The sequence below is a fragment of the Streptomyces sp. NPDC008092 genome (genome assembly GCF_042957285.1).
Lineage (GTDB): Bacteria > Actinomycetota > Actinomycetes > Streptomycetales > Streptomycetaceae > Streptomyces.
The window spans coordinates 61,994-79,445 of sequence record NZ_JBIBHY010000027.1 but is presented as its reverse complement, the minus strand read 5'-3'; the positions used below and the strand labels follow the sequence as shown (position 1 = coordinate 79,445).

Sequence of the window (17,452 nt, the reverse complement as noted above, 5' to 3'; positions counted from 1 at the left end):
CGACCGCGCATGGGGTGGTCTCACCCCAGGACCAGACTTTCACGAGTGGTACACCGCATGGCTGGCATCACAGTAGATCTCAAACGCGGTCTCAGCGAACAGACCGCACAGCAACTCCTCCAACGGAGTCTCCGCATCCCGGCCTGCGCCGGCGGTGAACTCCGGAGCCGGCAAAGCAGCCCGGTCCAGCTTCCCGTTCACCGTGACCGGCAGCGCATCCAGCGCTATGAACGCGGACGGCACCATGTAGTCGGGAAGCCTGCCCTCGACGTACACCCGCAGCGCGCCCGCGTCGAAGGCCTCGGCGACGACATACGCGACCAGGCGCTTCGTGCCCGGCTGATCCTCACGCGCGATGACCGCAACCTGCGCCACGTCCTCGCGCCCAGCCAGAACCGCCTCGATCTCACCCAGCTCGATCCGGAACCCACGCACCTTCACCTGGTCATCAACACGCCCCCCATACACCAACTCCCCATCCACCGACCACCGCACCAAATCCCCCGTGCGATACATCCGCTCACCTGAACCGAACGGACAAGCAACAAACCGCTCCCCGGTCAACCCCGACCGACCCCCATACCCCCACCCCAACTGCACCCCCGCCAAATACAACTCACCCACCACACCCACCGGCACCGGACGCAAAAACTCATCCAAAACAAAAACCCGCGTATTCCACACCGGCCGCCCAATCGGCACCACACCACCCACCGGCCCACCCGAACAATCCCACCACGTCACATCAACAGCCGCCTCCGTCGGCCCATACAAATTCAACAAACGCACACCCACACGAGACCGAAACTCCGCCACCAAATCCGCCGACAACGCCTCACCACTGCAAAAAACCTGCCGCAACCCCCCACAACCCCCAGCCCCCACCTCCTGAAGAAAAACACCCAGCATCGACGGCACAAAATGCATCACCGTCACCCCCAACCGACCCACCACATCCACCAGATACACCGGATCCCGATGCCCACCCGGCCGCGCCATCACCACACCCGCACCCACAACCGACGCCCAGAACAACTCCCACACCGACACATCAAAACCAACCGGCGTCTTCTGCAACACCCGATCCCCCACCCCCAGACCAAACAACCCCTGCATCCACAACAACCGGTTCACAATCGCCCCATGACTCACCACCACACCCTTAGGACGACCCGTCGAACCCGACGTATAAATCACATACGCAGCCGAGTCGGACAGAACCGGGAACTCCACCGCAGCACCGGAGAACGACCCGATCTCGGCCACCGTCTCCGGCGCATCCCACACCACCCAGCCCGAACCCGCGCCCGACTCACCCGCCACCGCACGAGAACACACCACCACCTCAGGAGCCGCATCACCCAGCACAAAACCAATCCGCTCCACCGGATACTCCGGATCCACCGGCACATACGCCGCCCCCGCCTTCAACACCCCCCACAACACCACCAACAAACCCACCGACCGCTCCATCACCACACCCACCCGCCCACCAACCCCCACACCACGCCCCACCAACCACCGCGCCACCCGATTCGACCACTCATCCAACTCCGCATACGACAGGCTCGATCCCCCGTCATCCACCACCGCCACCGCATCCGGCGTCCGCCTCACCTGTTCCCCGAACAACCCCGGCAGCGTCCCCGCGACGCCCTGCTCAACCGTGTCGTTCCAGTCCCCGACCACCCGGTTCCGTTCGACCGTGTCGAGCGCGTCCAGCCGCCCCACAGGTGTCCGCGGTGCCGCTGCCGCTGCTTCCAGAAGGGCGACGAACGCCCTCTGGTGGCCCGCGAAGTCGTCGGTGACCTGCGACGACGAGACGGCGCCGTCGAAGTCGATGCGGATCCTGCCGTCTCCCGCGCCCCCGCGCACGGTGATCATCAGGTCCTCGACGGGCGGGATCGAGACGTCGTGCACGGTGCCGACCGAGCCCGCGAAATCCAGGTCGCGGTCGAAGGTGACCACGTTGATCAGGGGCCCGAACTGCCGCTTGCCGTCGGCCGGCCAATCGAGTTCGCGGCGTAGTTCCTCTCCCCTGAACCGCTGGTGACGGGCGATGTCGCGGAGTTCGTCCCGTACCCGTCGGGCGAGGGTCAGGATGTCCTCGCGCGGGTCGACCCGTACCCGCAGCGGCACGACGTTGGCCATGGTGCCCGGCGTACGGCCGGACAGCGCCGTGACCCGGCCGGTCACGGAGAGGCTCAGCACGACGTCGCCGTCACCGCTTCCGGTCATCCTGGCGAAGTACGCGGCGGTGACGGCGACGACCACGTTCGACCAGGTGACGCCCATGCCGGACAGTTGCCGCACGCGTTCCGCGCGGTCGGCGTCGAGGTAGGAGGTGTCTCGCCGGAACCCGGTGTCCGCCGTGCCGCCGCGGACGGCAGGGTTCGCCGGGGTCGGACGGTCCGCGAACCGGGTGGTCCAGAAGGCGCGGTCCCTGTCGAAGTCGTCCGAGGCCCGGTACCGCTCCTCCTCGTCGAGGATGCCTGCGAGGGACCCGAACCTCGGTCCGGCGCAGGGTGTCTGCCGTACGAGGGACGTGTAGATCTCGGCGACGCGACGTCCGAGGACCGACCAGCCGTAGGCGTCCATGACGACGTGGTTGTACCGCTGGTACCAGAAGTACCGGTCCTCGGAGATCCTGAACAGCGCGTAGGCGAAGAGCGGGGCGGCCGTCGGGTCCGCCGGCAAGGACAGTTCCCCGCGCATCCAGGCGTGCGCCTCGCCCTCCGGGTCCGGGGACCCGCTCAGGTCCAGCACGGTGAGGGACCACTCGGGTGCCGTGCGAACCTGACGGGGGCCGTCGGCGTCCTCCACGATCCGGACGTTCAGCCCTTCGGCCTCCGCGACGGCCCCGGCCAGAGCGGTCTCGAACAGCGGCACGTCGAGCGGACCGTCGATCTCGACGAACTCGCCGGAGTTGTAGACCGGGCTGGGATCGCCGATGCGCTGCGCGAGCCAGATGTCGTACTGAGCCGCGGACAGGGGCAGGCGACGGTCGTCCTGAGACATGCGAGTCCCTCACTCGGAGTTCGGTAAGAGGTTCGATGGGCCGGGGGTCGGAAGTCGGGGGGCGGAAGTCGGGGGTCGGCGGCGGGCGGCCGACGGGAGGTCGGAAGGGCGGTGCCGGGGTTGGGGGCGGTACGGTTCGGGGGCCGCGGTGGTCGCTGTTTCAGCCGACCGTCACGAGGTGGTGGATGGCGGCGAGGCTCGGTGCTTCGAGCAGGTCGACGAGGCTGACGCTCCGCCCCGTCCGTTCCTCCAGGAGAGTGACCAGCCACAGCAGGTGCACGGAGTCCCAGCCGTGCAGGTCGTGCAGTGCGCGGTCGGCGTCCGCCACGGTCAGGGGCAGGCCGATCTCCTCTCGGATCAGGCCGATGAATTCCTCGAGGTCCTTCATGGGAGGTCGCCTTCGCGGGTCTCGTCGAGTCGGATGTGCGAGGGCACCGGCATGATCCCCGTCAGTGGGTGCCGGAAGATCCGTACGCCCGAGTCCGTGTCGCAGACGTCGATGTCGTGGTCGCCGCGGGCGTCGGCAGTCACCGGTACGAATCCGTTGCGCGGGTAGAAGTCGGCGGCCCGCCGGTTCCTGGCGGTCTCCCGGTAGCGGCCGACCACGGCGACGGCTCCTGTGTCGCGGGCCCGCCGCAGGACCCAGGACAGACAGGCCTCCTCGATGGACCGGGAGAAGACTCGGCAGCTCAACAGGAAGTTGTCGATGTGCAGTTGGTCGCCGACGCGCCGGGCGAGGACCGCGCCGACCAGCCCGTGGTCGCCGAACCTGTCGCCGGCGTGGACGGCCAGGACGAGCGCGGCCGCGTCCTTGGCCAGGGCATGTACGTCAGCGGGTTGGAGGCGTTCGGCGGTCAGGTTGAACTGGTTGGTGCGCAGGGTGAGTTGGGAGACCCTCGGGATCTCGGCCGCGGTGACCGGGCCGATCCGCACCTGGACGTCCAATTCGCGGAGGAAGTCCTCGGTCGAGTCGAAACTGTCGAGGAAGCTCTTGCGCGCCGCCTCGTCCCGGTACCTCGACGCCCGGACCCTGTCCTCGGCCGTCAGCTCCCGGACGTCGAACCAGCCGTCGCGCAGCAGGTTCCGGCGGTGCCAGGCGGGCTCGCCGTCCACGTCCACGACGGTGACGCCGGGCAGCTCCCGCCGGACGAGTTCGCGCTCGAAGGCACTGTCGTCCACGAACACAAAGCTGTCGACGGACAGGCCGAGGCTGTCGGCGAGCAGGCGGAGGTTGTCGTGCTTGGGCTGCCAGTTGGCGATTACCTGGACGAAGTCCTCCTCGCGCAGAGCCATGCGCGGATGCTCCCGTAACGCCCGGGTCACCTGCTCCGGTTCGTTCTTGCTGACCGCCGCGAGGAGGACGCCCTGCGCGCCGAGTTGGCGGACGACCCGCTGGAAGGCCAGGAACGCCTCACCCCGGCGGCCGTCGCCGATCTCGATTCCCTCGACACCCTCGTCGCCGAGGACGCCGCCCCAGAGGGTGTTGTCGAGGTCGAGCACGAGGCATTTCTTCGCGCGCCCGGTCAGCTGCCGGGCCAGATGGCCGACTTCCGCGGCGTACGCGAGGAGCAGCTCGTCGGTCAGGTGGGCCTTGGCATAGGTGCTGAGCCGGTCGTCCGTGACCCGCGTCCCCTCGGCGACGAGCGGATCCAGATCGACTACGACGACGGACGGGTTGGTCTCGGCCAGGCGCAGCAGCCGGGCGTTGGCGTCCCGCCACACCGCGCCCAGACGGCTCCTGGAGCGGAGGTCCACGAGCTGGGCGGTGTGGCTGCGCAGCAACGGCATGGTGTTCAGGACCAGGGTGCCCGGCCGGTCGGCGAAGCGTGCGGCGAGCCGTTCGATCAGGGCTACCTTGTCCGCGGCGATCCGGGCCACGTCCGCGGGGTCCCAGGGCACCGGTACCTCGTCGAACACGACCATCGGGTCGAGGACGCACAGCACCAGGTCCGGAGGGGCCTCGTGCCATGTTCCGGCCGGGTCGAGGAGGTCGAACACATAGGTGTCGAAGTCGGAGGGCAGCACCTGTGCCGCCAGGCCGTGGCGGGCCAGTTGCGCGGTGAGCGCCGGGGGCAGGGATCCCAGGGTGCCGTGTCCGGTGACACCGATCCTGACGACGGGCACCCCGGGGTGGGTCCTGGCCACCTCGTCCGGATCGATCCGGACGAGCAGCCGCCCCGCCCGCACCAGTTCCGCGCCCTCGATACGGGCCATCAGCCGGCCGACCCGCGGGTACTGGGCGACGAGACGCCCTGTGTCGGCCAGCTCCCGCAGTTCGACCGCGGCCGGAACGTCAGCGGACACGGTCATCTCCTCGGCGGTTCCGTGTCCGGTCGGGGTACGACGCCACCGCCGTCGCCCTTGGCGTCATTGGCGCCACGGCCACGGGCACTGGCGCTGCTGCCGCCACCGCCACCGCTGAGGATCTGCAGCGGGGACGGGCCGGAGCCGGTTCGGTCGCCGCGCCCCCCGGGCCTCGTTGCCGTCTCGGACGCCTCGGACGCCTCAGACACCTCGGACATCTCGGACGCCTCCGATACCTGCGCAACGGCTCCGCCCGAAGGTGCCGGATCGACCCCACCGAAGTGCTCCTCCGGTCCACCCGGTCCACCCGATCCACCGGCTCCGCCCGGTGTGCCGAAGTGCCCTGGCCCGCCCGGCCCGTTGAAGTGTCCCGGTCCACCGGGCGGCCCCGGTGGCGGGCCGTCGGGGAGGCCGAAGCCGTGCGGGCCGCCGGGGCCCGGGGGTGGCGGGCCGCCGGGCAGGCCGAAGTGCTGCGGGCCGCCGGGGCCGCCGAAGAACACGGGGCCGTCCGGGGGGCTGCCCGCGGGTTCCTCTCGTTCGACGGTCTCGGCCTCTTCGGGAGCGGTCCGCGGTGCGGCGAACTGCGTGCGGTACAGCTCGGCGTAGAGACCGCCCGCGAGCAGCAGTTCCTCATGGACGCCCCGCTCACGGATCTGTCCGTTCTCGACGACGAGTATCTGGTCGGCTTCACGGATGGTGGACAGCCGGTGTGCGATCACCAGCGACGTCCGGCCCGCGAGCGCGGTCCGCAGCGCGCGCTGGACGGCCGCTTCCGACTCCGAGTCCAGATGGGCGGTGGCTTCGTCGAGGACGACGACCGGTGGCGCCTTGAGCAGCAGCCGGGCCAGGGCGATCCGCTGTTTCTCGCCGCCGGAGAGCCGGTATCCGCGGTCGCCGACGATGGTGTCCAGCCCGTCCGGGAGGGACGAGACCAGGTCCCAGATCTGTGCCGCCTTGCACGCCTCGGCCACGTCGTCCTCGGTCGCCTCGGGCCGGGCGTAGAGCAGGTTGGCCCGCAGGGTGTCGTGGAACAGGTGCGCGTCCTGGGTGACCATGCCGACGGTGTCCCGCAGTGACTCCATGGTCAGGTCACGGGCGTCGACGCCGCCGATCCGGACACGTCCGTCGACCGGGTCGTAGAGCCGGGGTACGAGGTGGGTGAGGGTGGTCTTGCCGCCTCCGGAGGGTCCGACGAGCGCGGTGAGTTTGCCGGCGGGCACCGTGAAGGTGAGGTCCTTCAGGGTCAGCGCGTTCTCCTTGTGGGCCTGTTGCGGGAGCGCGATCGACTCCAGCGAGGCGAGCGAGACGTCGGCGGCGGCCGGGTAGCGGAAGCTGACATGGTCGAACTCGATCTGCGGGGCTTCCCGGTCCCCGCGCGGCAGTGCCTCGGCGTCGGGCTTCTCCGCGATCAGGGGCTTCAGGTCGAGGAGTTCGAAGAGCCGGTCGAAGCTCACGAGTGCCGTCATCACGTTCGCCTGCAGGCTGGACAGCTGGTTGATCGGCCCGAAGAGGCGGGTGAGCAGCGCGGCCAGGGCGACCAGGGTGCCGATCTCGAAGGCACCGCGGATGACGAGTTCGCCGCCGACCCCGTAGGTGACGGCCGTCGCGAGGGTGGCGAGGAGGGTGACCGAGACCATGAGCATCCGGGAGTAGACGAAGGTCACCACACCGATGTCCCGGACCCGGGCGGCCCGGTCGCGGAACAGCCGGGTCTCCCGGTCCGGCCTGCCGTACAGCTTGGACAGCAGTGCGCCGGCGACGTTGAACCGCTCGTGCATCAGCTGGCCCATCTCGGCGTTCTGTTCCATGGACTCCCGCATGAGCCGCTGCATCATGCGGCCGATGAGCTTGCCGGGCAGGACGAAGAACGGGAGCAGTACCAGGGCGATGAGGGTGATCATCCAGGAGAGGTAGAACATCGTGCCGAGGACGAGGACCAGGGAGAGAAGTCCGGACACGGCGGTGGACATCAGGGTGGTGAGGGCCTGCTGCGCGCCCACCACGTCGGTGTTCAGGCGGCTGACGAGCGCGCCGGTCTGCGCGCGGGTGAAGAAGGCGAGGGGCTGCTGCTGCACATGCTGGAAGACCTCGGTGCGCAGGTCGTAGACGAGTCCCTCGCTGATGCGGGCCGAGTACAGGCTCTGGGTGAAGGCGGCCGCCGCCTCCAGGAGGGCGAGGCCGGCGACGCCGAGGGACACCGCGAGGACCATCCCCCTGTCCCGGGGGAGGATTCCCTCGTCGATGAGGACCTTGAAGAGAAGGGGACTTGCCACGGTGATCACCGCTTCGAGAACGGTGATCACCAGGAGGAATCCCACGGCCCCGCGATAGGGCCTGAGGTAGGGGAGGATCCGCGGCACCGTGCCGGGTTTGATCTTCTGCCGGGTCGGCCCTGTTTCCGAGCCGAACCCGTGTATCACCATCTGCGGCCCGGGGCCTCCGATCATGGCACCGAAACCTCCTTGTCCATCGACTCGGCGGGCGCGGCTCTGCCACTCCGGTTTTCCGAATTCATTCCAATGAAATGCGAACCCCGAACGAAAGGCGGTTCGAGCGGATTTCCGGATGACGGGTGGGGCCGCACGTGGTCCCGTTTTCCGTCACTGAGTACGCTCGTACTGCTTCATTTCCTCGACGAGGCTCTTCGGGCGCATGTCGGTCCAGTTCTTCTCGATGAAGTCGAGGCACGCCTGTCGGGTGTCCTCGCCGAAGGCGATCTCCCACCCCTCGGGGACGTCCGCGAATGTCGGCCAGAGGGAGTACTGGCCCTCGTCGTTGACCAGGGCGTAAAAGATCCCGTCTTCGTTGTCGAATGGATTCGCCATGTTCGCCCTCCCGTGGAGCCAAGGCCGTGCGAAATGCACACGCTTTCCCATTTATTCGACTTCGAGCGATCGTAGTTGGCGCAATCTGCAGGGACAAGCGACGTCGTCGGGTGTCCAACCGGCCGATTCCGGCTCCTGGACGCCCTCGGGAACAGGACGGGACGTCATCACGGCTATGATCCCCGGTTTTTCCGCAGGCGCGGCACGGGCGGGAACTCACGCTCCGTCCGAAGTCGTCCAACCGTTCATTTCCGCCGGCTGACGTGAGGGCGATCAGTCGTCCGGACGCGCCGCGGTGCCGGAAGCGGGCACGGGCGGGCGGGCCCCGGTCCGCTGAATCGGCGAAACGGAGTACCTCTGCGGGTGACCGTGACGAGTTGGTCGTACTTCTCGCGACGAGGGACCCGCACCCGACCGCGCGTCGTTCCCGGACCGTGCAGTGACTGCCTGGCCGCGGTTTGCGGCGAGACCTATGCTCGGACGCATGATCGCGACTGACCGGCTGCTCCTGCGGCCTCTGCATGTGTCCGACGTCGACGTGTTCGTCGAACTCCATGCCGACCCGCAGGTCAACCGTTTCGTCGGGTCCTACTCGCGGGAACAGGCTCTGGAGCGCCTCACCGGGATCGAACGGCAGTGGGCCGAGCGAGGCCATGGGCTGTGCGCGATCGAGCTGAAGTCGAGCGGGGAGTTCGTCGGTCGAAGCGGTCTGCAGTACTTGGAGCAGTTCGACGAGGTGGAACTGGGGTGGACCCTGCGGGCGGACCACTGGGGGCACGGGTATGCGGCCGAGGCCGCTCAAGCGTGTCTGGACTGGGGGTTCGCGACGCTCGATGACGACTACTTCACGGCTCTCATCCGGCCGGGCAACGAGGCGTCGGTGAGGGTGGCCGAGCGGCTGGGGTTCACCCCGCGCCGGGAGGACCGCCTGCTGGGCCGCCCGGTCACGGTGTATGCGGTGGACCGTCCGTCCGGCCTGCCTGCTTGTTGACGCCTCATGAGTCACGGCCGGACGTCGAAGGCTCCATGTCGCCGTGCCGGGTGGCTCTGCGTCACATAGGGAGCGAGAACAGCCGTACTGTCCCTGAGGGCCAGCGGGCGTCTTCGCGCAGGGGCGTCACCATGGTCCGCAGTGGCATGGTCACCAGGCGGTCTCCGGGTTGTTCGACGAGTACGTCCGTATCGAGCGGGTGCCATCCGAGGCGCCGGTAGAGCGGTACGAGGGGAGCTCGGCAGAACAGGAGTGCGTGCGGGGGACCCATCGTGCGGGCGTGCTCCAGTGCGGCTTCGACGACGAGCCGCGCCAGGCCCTGGCCCTGCATGCGGGGGGCGACGGCCACCCCGCCGACGCCCACCACCTCCGTCTCGGTGTCGCCGATCGCGGCAGGCAGTCGCCGCAGGCCGGCGTGTGCCACGAGCAGGTCGTCGTGTCTGATGCCGAAGTGTTCTTCTTTGGGCAGCCAGGTCAGACCGGTCGAGGCGACACCGAAGGGATCTTCGCTGCTGCCAAGGATCTCTTCCTGGTCCGCCTTCGTGTACTGGAGGAGCCGCCGCACCACGTTCGGTGCCCCGGAGGATCGGTTGTCAGACATTCCCACATCATGATCTCTCGGCCGGGCGCTGGCCAGGTCTGTTCGGCGAACGGCGGCCGTGCGCCGGCTGGTTGGGACTCGGAGAGCACGGATCGCGCCGGCACGCGATCCGGGAGACGAGCTTTGGCGAACCTGCGATGCGCGCCCGGGACCTGGCCGGTCCCGGGCGGGGGCGGCGGCCTGGCCGGCTCTCGGCCCGGGTCAGACCGGGGCGGGTGCGGCATCGCGGGCCGGCAGTTCGAGTCCGAGGTTCTCGCGGAGTGTGGTGCCGGTGTAGTCGGCGGCGACGATCTTTCGTCTGCGCAGCTCGTGCAGGAGGCCGTTGACGACGAAGTCGTGCTGGCGCGCGTCGGCGAGACCGCCCAGCGAGATCACGTCCAGGACGCCCGCGCGGAAGCGCTCCTCGACGGCGTCGGCGAGTTGCTCGGGGGTGCCCGCGGCGGCCCAGTGTCCGGTGTCCTGTGCCGCGATGACGAGCTCCCGCAGCGTGTAGCCCTGCCGCGCGTAGCCGGTGAAGATGTCGACCCTGCCGCGGCGGCGGTTCACCGGCGCCAGGTCGGGCAGCAGGCTCTCCGGCAGCGTGGCGTCGAGCGGGAGTTCCGACAGGTCGACTCCGCCGCCGAGCATGTCGGCCACCTGGGCACGGCCGCGTTCGAAGTCGATCGACTCCCGCTTCTCGCGTACGAGCCGCTTCGCCTCCTCCTCGGTGGCGCCGTATGTGGCGTGGAACGAGCTGAAGATCAGCGGCAGTCCGTCGAGCCGTCCCAGGCTCTGGGCCTGGTCGCGGATCTTCCGGGTGAAGTCGAGAGCGTGGTCGAGGGTGGGCAGTGACGTGAAGACGATTTCCGCGTAGCGGGCGCCCAGCGCGGTCCCCGCCGCGGACTGCCCGGCCTGTATCTGCACCGGGCGCCGTTGCGGCAGTGGCGGGATGTTCAGCGGGCCGGTGACGGTGAAGTACCGGCCGGAGTAGTGGATCGGGCGTACCCGGTCGCGCTGCAGCACCGCCTTCCCGTCCGCGCCGGTCGTCAGCGCGCCGGGTTCCCAGCTGTCCCACAGCGCGTTGACCACTTCCAGCGTCTCCGCGGCGCGCGCGTAGCGCTCCTCCGGGCCGGGCAGCTCGCCTGCGCCGAAGTTCTCCTCACCGATCGAGGACGTCACCAGGTTCCAGGCGGCCCGGCCCTTGCTGACGTGGTCGAGGGTCCCGAAGAGCCGGGCGAGGTTGAACGGGTGGTGGAAGGTGCTCGACACCGTCGCGATCAGGCCGATCCGCGAGGTCACCTGGCTCAGTGCCGAGACGAAGACCAGCGGTTCCTGCGAGCCGATCGCGCCCTGGGCGTCGAACCTGAGCAGATCGGCGGTGAACAGCGCGTCGATCCTTGCCGCCTCGGCGAGCTTCGCCACTCGCACGGCGGTGTCCAGTGTGGACCGGGTCGGGTCGACCGCCAGGTCGTACGTCTCCGAGGTGCCACCGGCTCCGGTCACGGTCTTCAGTGTTCTGGGCTGTTTCGCGCTCACTGCTCGTCCGTTCTCCTCGACAAGGGTGACAACCGGGATGACGGCTTTCCCCGGGGGCTTTTCAGGAAGGGAACAACGCCCGCGCACACGTGACCGAGGCCGGCCGGGCGTCACGGGTGCGCACGGGGCTGCCGGCCGGAGGCCGGGACGCGGGTCAGCGACAGAGCGCGGCGTGGGTCCGGCACAGGTCGACGTGCCGGCGCTTCGTCCGGACCGGCGGCACAGCCGCGACCGGTCCGACGTGCGATGCCCTCACCGTGACTCCCATCGGACCTGGCACAGGTACCCGGCAGTGTGTGGATCACGACCGTGGCCGCCGCGGGGTCTGCCCGCCGGATCGCTCGGCACCACGGTTGATCAACGTCCCCATGATGAGCCGCTGGGCTACGGGACCGCAAGGCCGCCTGCTGCTGACCGCCGGGGTGCCCGGGTCGCAGGTCGCGGGGCCGGGCGGGCAGGGCGGGCGGGGCGGGCACGGCTTCATCGACGTGCCGTATCCGCCGGGAGCGCCGGCCGCGGCGCGTGAGCGGAGGCAGGCAGACGTCCCGTCGGCAGCCTCGGACGCCGTGCCGCGTGGTCAGCGCAGCCGGGGCAGCAACTGGTCGCCGATGCGGCTGATCTCCTGCTTGTAGGGGGTGTCGGAGAGGACGAAGTGGGTGATGCCGAGCTTGCGGTAGTTGTCCAGCGCCGAGGCGACGTCGGCGGCGGAACCGACCAGCCAGGTGGTCCCCGCTCCGCCGCCGCCGAACCTGCCCGGCGTGGTGTACAGGCAGGTGTCGAGCACCTCGCCCCGCGCGGCGAGGTCGAAGAGCCGCCGCTGTCCGACGGCGGTCCTGCGGTCTCCCGCCCAGGTCAGCTCCTGCCCTCCGTCCGCCGCCATCAGCGCGACCCGCTCCTCGGCCGCGCGCCACGCCTCCTCCGTGGTGTCGCGCACGAGCGTGGTGATCCGCAGCCCGAACCTGAGCGGCTCGTGCCTGCGGCCCACCTGCTCGCTCAACGCCCTGAGCCGGTCGATGCGTTCGGCGAGTCCGTCGAGTGGTTCGCCCCAGAAGAGCTGCACGTCCGCCTCCGCCGCCGACACCCGTTCGGCGGCCTCGGACGCACCGCCGAAGTAGAGCGTCGGATGCGCTCGCGTGCCGGTCGCGTAGGGGCGTGGGGCCACCGTGGACCGGCCGACCTGGAAGTGCTCGCCGTCGAACGTCACGTCCTCCTCGGTCCACAGGCGTCGTACGAGATGGAGGAACTCCCGGGTGCGGGCGTAGCGTTGCGCGGGATCGGTTCGGGTGTCCCCGTACGCGGCGAGGTTGTCCAGTCCGCTGACGATGTTGACCAGGACCCGGCCGCGGCTGAGCTGGTCGAGGGTCGCCGCCGCACTGGCGAAGTGGGCCGGCTGCCAGTACCCGGGGCGGATCGCGATCAGGGGCTTGAAGGTGGTGGTCCGGGCGGCCAGCGCGGTGGCCACGGTGAAGGTGTCCGGGCGGCCCCACCCCGTTCCCAGGAGTGCGCCGCTCCAGCCGTGTTCCTCCGCCGCGCGGGCGAGGTCGGTGGAGTACTCGACGGAGCCCCAGCCGGCCGTCGTGTCGTCGCCGCGGTGTCCCGGCTCGACGGTGTTGGGGATGTACCAGAGGAATTCCGTGCTCATGAGGCTTCCGATCTCGGTGCGGGGTGGCGGCTGCCCGAAGGCGGGCCGCAGGACGCCGCCTCAGGCACTGCGCGCGGATCGGTGTCGAACGCCCGGAGCAGCCGGACTCACGCCTTTGCGGGTCGGAGCGGACGCGGCAGCACGCGACAGTGGACTGGCGGGTGGGACCGGAGGATCAACACTGGGCGCTGCACACCCGTACGAGGTCGACGCATCGTTCGCTGGTGAGCATCGGGACCTCGGGCATGTGATCGAGTCTCCGAGTGATCGATCGTCCTGTCAATGCACCCGATCCGCCGCTGGACGGCCCGTACCGAGCCGACCTGGGCCGGCCGCCTCCGGCCTGATTGGATCTGTGCCACACCGACCCCTCACCTGAACGGACCTTCCCGGCATGGCATTTGGCGCCCCCTACCGTCGAGCGGCCGACGACCGCTACCAAAAGCTCGGCAGCTACCGCGGGGCCAGCGGCTCCGGCCTCGAACTCCCCGCCTTCTCGTTCGGCCTCTGGCAGAAGTTCGGGACGGACCGCCCGTACGCGACCCAGCGCGAGATAGTGCTGCACGCCTTCGACCTCGGCATCACCCACTTCGACAACGCCAACCGCTACGGCCCGCCGCCACGCGCCGCCGAGAAGTTCTTCGGCACGGTGCTCCGCAAGGACCTGGCGCCCTACCGGGACGAGCTCGTCCTGTCGACCAAGGCCGGCAACCCGATCGGTCCGAGTCCCTACCTCAAGGGCGGCTCCCGCAAGTCGCTCCTGGCCTCGCTCGACCACAGTCTGCGCGACCTCGGCACCGACTACGTCGACATCTTCTACAGCCACAGCCCCGACCTCGCCACCCCGCTGGAGGAGACCGTCGGCGCCCTGGTGACCGCGGTCCGGTCCGGAAAGGCGCGCTACGCGGGCATCTCCAACTACACCACCGAACGGGCTCATGAGGCGGCGGAGTTGCTCCGCGGGGCCGGGGTGCCACTGCTGGTCCATCAGCCTCGCTACTCGATCTTCGACCGGCGTCCGGAACTCGACGGCCTGCTCGAACTCGCCGCCGCGGACGGCTTCGGCCTCGTGGTCTACAGCCCGCTCGCCCAGGGCCTGCTGACCGACAAGTACCTCGGCGGTACGATCCCGCCGGGCGCCCGTGCCCGTGACAGCGCCTTCCTCTCGCCCGACGCCATCGACGACACCTACCGCGAACGCGCGGCGGCGCTCAACGAGATCGCCGGGCAGCGGGGCCAGTCGCTGGCGCAGCTCGCGTTGCAGTGGGTTCTGCGACAGCCCCAGGTGACCAGCGCACTCATCGGCGCGAGCTCCACGTGGCAACTGGACCACAACCTCAGGGCGTTGGACTTCCCGCCCCTGTCGGACGAGGAACTCGCGCTGATCGACCGGCACGGCGTCCACGGAACGGGCTCCCGCCCCTGACCGCCCGGGCGGCACTCCCGGGCGGCCTCCCGGGCGGCACTCCCGGCAGGCCGGGCGACGGTCGGGACGACCCGGTCGTGCTGGCGCCGACTGCTCCGGTGTGGTTCCCTGTCTCCATGACCGTGCTTGTGACCCGCCGCCACGTGGACTACGTGCGTGTCACCGCGACAGGTTGTCGCGCCGAGAGCTGACGCTCCGCTCCGGCCTTTTCCCTCTCCCGCAGTTCCGGCTGTTCCGCTTCGCCACGGACGCGTGCCCGCACGCGCGCGCCGTCGCACCCTCACGCCTGCCCGCACAAGGAGCACACGCCATGAGCCAGCCCATCGACTCCGTCGCCGCCGGTCACACCCTCGACGAGACACCCGCCGGACCCGACACCTCGGCCTGGTCCTTCGAGACCAAGCAGATTCACGCCGGGGCCGCTCCGGACCCGACGACGGGAGCCCGGGCGACGCCGATCTACCAGACGACGTCGTTCGTGTTCAGGGACACCCGGCACGCCGCCGACCTGTTCGCCCTGGCCGAGCCCGGCAACATCTACACCCGCATCCACAACCCCACCCAGGACGTCTTCGAGCAGCGTGTCGCCGCGCTGGAAGGCGGGGTCGCGGCCGTGGCGCTGGCCTCTGGGCAGGCGGCCGAGACGCTGGCCATCCTGACGCTGGCGAGTTCCGGGGACCACATCGTCTCCAGCACGTCGCTGTACGGCGGCACGTACAACCTGTTCCGGCACACGCTCCCGAAGCTGGGCATCGAGGTGTCCTTCGTCGACGATCCCGACGACGTCGACGCCTGGCGGGCGGCGATCCGGCCCCACACCAAGGCGCTGTTCGCGGAGACGCTGGGCAACCCCCGCGGCAACGTGCTCGACGTGCGGGCGGTCGCGGACGCCGCCCACGCGGCGGGCGTGCCGCTGATCGTGGACAACACGGTGCCGACTCCCTATCTGCTGCGGCCCATCGAGCACGGCGCGGACATCGTCGTGCACTCGGCCACCAAGTTCCTCGGCGGGCACGGCACCGCCATCGCGGGCGTCGTCGTGGACGGCGGCACCTTCGACTTCGGTGCGCACGCCGAGCGGTTCCCCGACTTCACCGAGCCCGACCCGAGCTACCACGGGCTGCAGTACTGGCCGGCGCTCGGCCCCGGCGCCTTCGCGATCAAGCTGCGCGTGCAGTTGCTCCGCGACCTCGGCCCGGCCCTCTCCCCGCACTCCGCGTTCCTGCTGCTGCAGGGTGTGGAGACGCTGAGCCTGCGCATCGAGCGGCACTCCGCGAACGCGCTGGCGCTGGCCGAGTGGCTGGAGCAGCGGGACGAGGTCGCCGCCGTCCACTATCCGGGCCTGGAGTCCAGCCGGTGGTACGAGGCTGGGCAGGAGTACCTGCCGCGCGGTGCCGGCGCGGTGGTCTCGTTCGAGCTGCGGGACGGCGTCGAGGCGGGCAAGCGGTTCGTGGACGCGGTCGAGCTGTTCAGCCATCTCGCCAACATCGGTGACGTACGCAGCCTGATCATCCACCCCGCCTCCACGACCCACAGCCAGCTGGACGAGGAGCAGCTGGTGGCGACCGGGACCTCGCCGGGCCTGGTGCGTCTGTCGGTCGGCATCGAGAACCTCGCCGACCTCAAGGCCGACCTGGAGGCCGGTTTCCGCGCGGCCAAGGGCGCGTCCTGAACACCGTACCCACCAACGGAGTTCCCCTGCCGCCGGCCACCGGGGCCTGGCGGGAGGGGGACCCGGCCGGGCACCGGCAGTGGTACGTGGCCGAGAAACCGCTGTCCCTGGAGGTGGGTGGTGAACTGCCGGGCGCGCGGCTGGCGTTCGAGACCTGGGGACGGCTCGCGCCGGACCGCTCCAATGCCGTGCTCGTCCTGCACGCCCTCACCGGTGACAGCCATGTCGCCGGACCCGCCGGGCCCGGCCATCCGACCCCGGGCTGGTGGGACGGGCTGGTCGGGCCGGGGCTGGCGCTGGACTCCGACCGGTGGTTCGTCGTGGCACCGAACGTGCTGGGCGGCTGCCAGGGCAGTACGGGACCGGCCTCGCCGCGTCCCGACGGACGCCGCCGCTGGGGCGGCGCCTTCCCGTTCCTGACCCAGCGCGACCAGGTCGCCGCCGAGGCCGGGCTGGCCGATGCACTGGGTGTCGAGCGGTGGGCGCTGGTCGTCGGCGGCTCGATGGGCGGGATGCGCGCCGTGGAATGGGCGGTGACCCACCCGGAGCGCACCGGCGCGCTGCTGCTGCTCGCCACGACGGCGGCGGCGAGCGCGGAGCACATCGCCTGGGCGGACATCCAGCTGCACGCCATCCGCGGCGACCCGCACTGGCAGGGCGGCGACTACCACGACAGCGGCCGTGGCCCGCACGCCGGTCTCGGTCTCGCCCGCCGGCTGGCCCATGTCACCTACCGCAGCGAGCCGGAACTCCAGGTCCGCTTCGGCCGGGCTCCTCAGGGTGGCGAGGACCCGTTCGGCGGCGGCCGGTACCAGGTCGAGTCGTACCTCGACCACCATGCCGCCAAGCTGGTCCGGCGCTTCGACGCGGGCAGTTACGTGGTGCTGTCCGCGGCGATGAACGCGCACGACGTGGGCCGTGACCGCGGTGGCGTGCGTGCCGCCCTGGGCCGCGTGACCGCGCGCACCCTGGTCGCGGGCGTCGACTCCGATCGCCTCTACCCACTCGCCCAGCAGGCCGAACTGGCGGCGGGCATCGCCACGGCGGACGACGTCCGGGTCATCGAGTCCCCGTACGGGCACGACGGGTTCCTGATCGAGACGGCGCAGGTCGCCGCGCTCGTGGCCGAACTGCTTCCCCGGGCCGCACCCGACGGCCTGCCGCAGCCTCCCCGCACCTCCGCCCCCACCAGTGCAGGACCCTGAGCGGCCGCCTGTACGCACCGGCCGCAGGCGCCGACACAGACCGCGGGCCACCGGGTCGGGGCGGTCGCCCGGCCGGGGCGGTCGCCCGGCCGGGCCGATGGGTCGGCCGGGCCGGTGGGTCGGCATCGCCGGCGGGTCGGCATCGCCGGCGGATGACGAGCTTGCGCCCGGTAGGAAGCGGTCCCCTCCCGCCGCGGAGTCCGGTGATCACAGGGGCATCCGGTGATCACATCGGACGCCCGCGCCGCGGCGC

The 17,452-nt window shown here is 70.3% G+C and carries 11 protein-coding genes and 1 pseudogene; 4 read left to right on the top strand and 8 right to left on the bottom strand.

Annotated elements, in window-relative coordinates:
• Positions 1-39 precede the first annotated feature (39 nt).
• The 5 genes and pseudogenes from ACFZB3_RS48235 to ACFZB3_RS48215 all read right to left on the bottom strand — a co-directional run bounded on the left by ACFZB3_RS48235 (position 40) and on the right by ACFZB3_RS48215 (position 8,147).
• Complete coding sequence (locus ACFZB3_RS48235) at positions 40-3,018, bottom strand: amino acid adenylation domain-containing protein (protein WP_391389904.1); 2,979 nt, start codon at positions 3,016-3,018, stop codon at positions 40-42.
• Between the two features lie 160 nt (positions 3,019-3,178).
• Entirely contained in the window at positions 3,179-3,406 is a 228-nt protein-coding gene (locus ACFZB3_RS48230; protein WP_391389902.1) for a phosphopantetheine-binding protein, read from the bottom strand.
• The gene (locus ACFZB3_RS48225; RefSeq protein WP_391389900.1) at positions 3,403-5,328 is read right to left on the bottom strand and encodes an HAD-IIIC family phosphatase; all 1,926 of its coding nucleotides are present in this window, start codon (positions 5,326-5,328) and stop codon (positions 3,403-3,405) included. The genes ACFZB3_RS48230 and ACFZB3_RS48225 overlap by 4 nt, the downstream gene beginning before the upstream one ends.
• A 404-nt stretch (positions 5,329-5,732) precedes the next feature.
• Positions 5,733-7,769: pseudogene (locus tag ACFZB3_RS48220) on the bottom strand (ABC transporter ATP-binding protein); the annotation flags it as partial.
• A gap of 153 nt (positions 7,770-7,922) precedes the next feature.
• Positions 7,923-8,147, bottom strand: coding sequence for an MbtH family NRPS accessory protein (locus ACFZB3_RS48215; RefSeq protein WP_391389898.1), 225 nt, complete (start codon positions 8,145-8,147; stop codon positions 7,923-7,925).
• A 484-nt stretch (positions 8,148-8,631) separates the two neighbouring features.
• Here ACFZB3_RS48215 and ACFZB3_RS48210 point away from each other — a divergent pair, with 484 nt between their 5' ends.
• Positions 8,632-9,138 carry a GNAT family N-acetyltransferase gene (locus tag ACFZB3_RS48210; RefSeq protein ID WP_391389896.1) on the top strand — a complete coding sequence of 169 codons (507 nt, stop codon included), beginning with the start codon at positions 8,632-8,634 and terminating at the stop codon, positions 9,136-9,138.
• A gap of 61 nt (positions 9,139-9,199) precedes the next feature.
• Here ACFZB3_RS48210 and ACFZB3_RS48205 read toward each other — a convergent pair whose 3' ends face one another.
• From ACFZB3_RS48205 to ACFZB3_RS48195, 3 genes are all read right to left on the bottom strand, one after another.
• Entirely contained in the window at positions 9,200-9,739 is a 540-nt protein-coding gene (locus ACFZB3_RS48205) for a GNAT family N-acetyltransferase (protein WP_391389894.1), read from the bottom strand.
• 201 nt (positions 9,740-9,940) lie between these two features.
• Positions 9,941-11,221, bottom strand: coding sequence for an NtaA/DmoA family FMN-dependent monooxygenase (locus ACFZB3_RS48200; protein WP_391389891.1), 1,281 nt, complete (start codon positions 11,219-11,221; stop codon positions 9,941-9,943).
• A 610-nt stretch (positions 11,222-11,831) separates the two neighbouring features.
• Positions 11,832-12,896, bottom strand: a complete 1,065-nt coding sequence (locus ACFZB3_RS48195) for an LLM class flavin-dependent oxidoreductase (protein WP_391389889.1) — start codon at positions 12,894-12,896, stop codon at positions 11,832-11,834.
• Positions 12,897-13,290: 394 nt separating this feature from the next.
• On the opposite strand from ACFZB3_RS48195, the gene ACFZB3_RS48190 reads away from it, so the two are divergent.
• The 3 genes from ACFZB3_RS48190 to ACFZB3_RS48180 all read left to right on the top strand — a co-directional run bounded on the left by ACFZB3_RS48190 (position 13,291) and on the right by ACFZB3_RS48180 (position 17,199).
• Positions 13,291-14,322, top strand: coding sequence for an aldo/keto reductase (locus ACFZB3_RS48190; protein ID WP_391389887.1), 1,032 nt, complete (start codon positions 13,291-13,293; stop codon positions 14,320-14,322).
• A 310-nt stretch (positions 14,323-14,632) separates the two neighbouring features.
• Positions 14,633-15,994 (top strand): bifunctional o-acetylhomoserine/o-acetylserine sulfhydrylase, encoded by a 1,362-nt coding sequence (locus ACFZB3_RS48185; protein ID WP_391389885.1) that lies wholly within the window; start codon positions 14,633-14,635, stop codon positions 15,992-15,994.
• Positions 15,991-17,199, top strand: coding sequence for a homoserine O-acetyltransferase (locus tag ACFZB3_RS48180; RefSeq protein WP_391389908.1), 1,209 nt, complete (start codon positions 15,991-15,993; stop codon positions 17,197-17,199). Before ACFZB3_RS48185 ends, ACFZB3_RS48180 begins: the two co-directional genes overlap by 4 nt.
• Positions 17,200-17,452 lie beyond the last annotated feature (253 nt).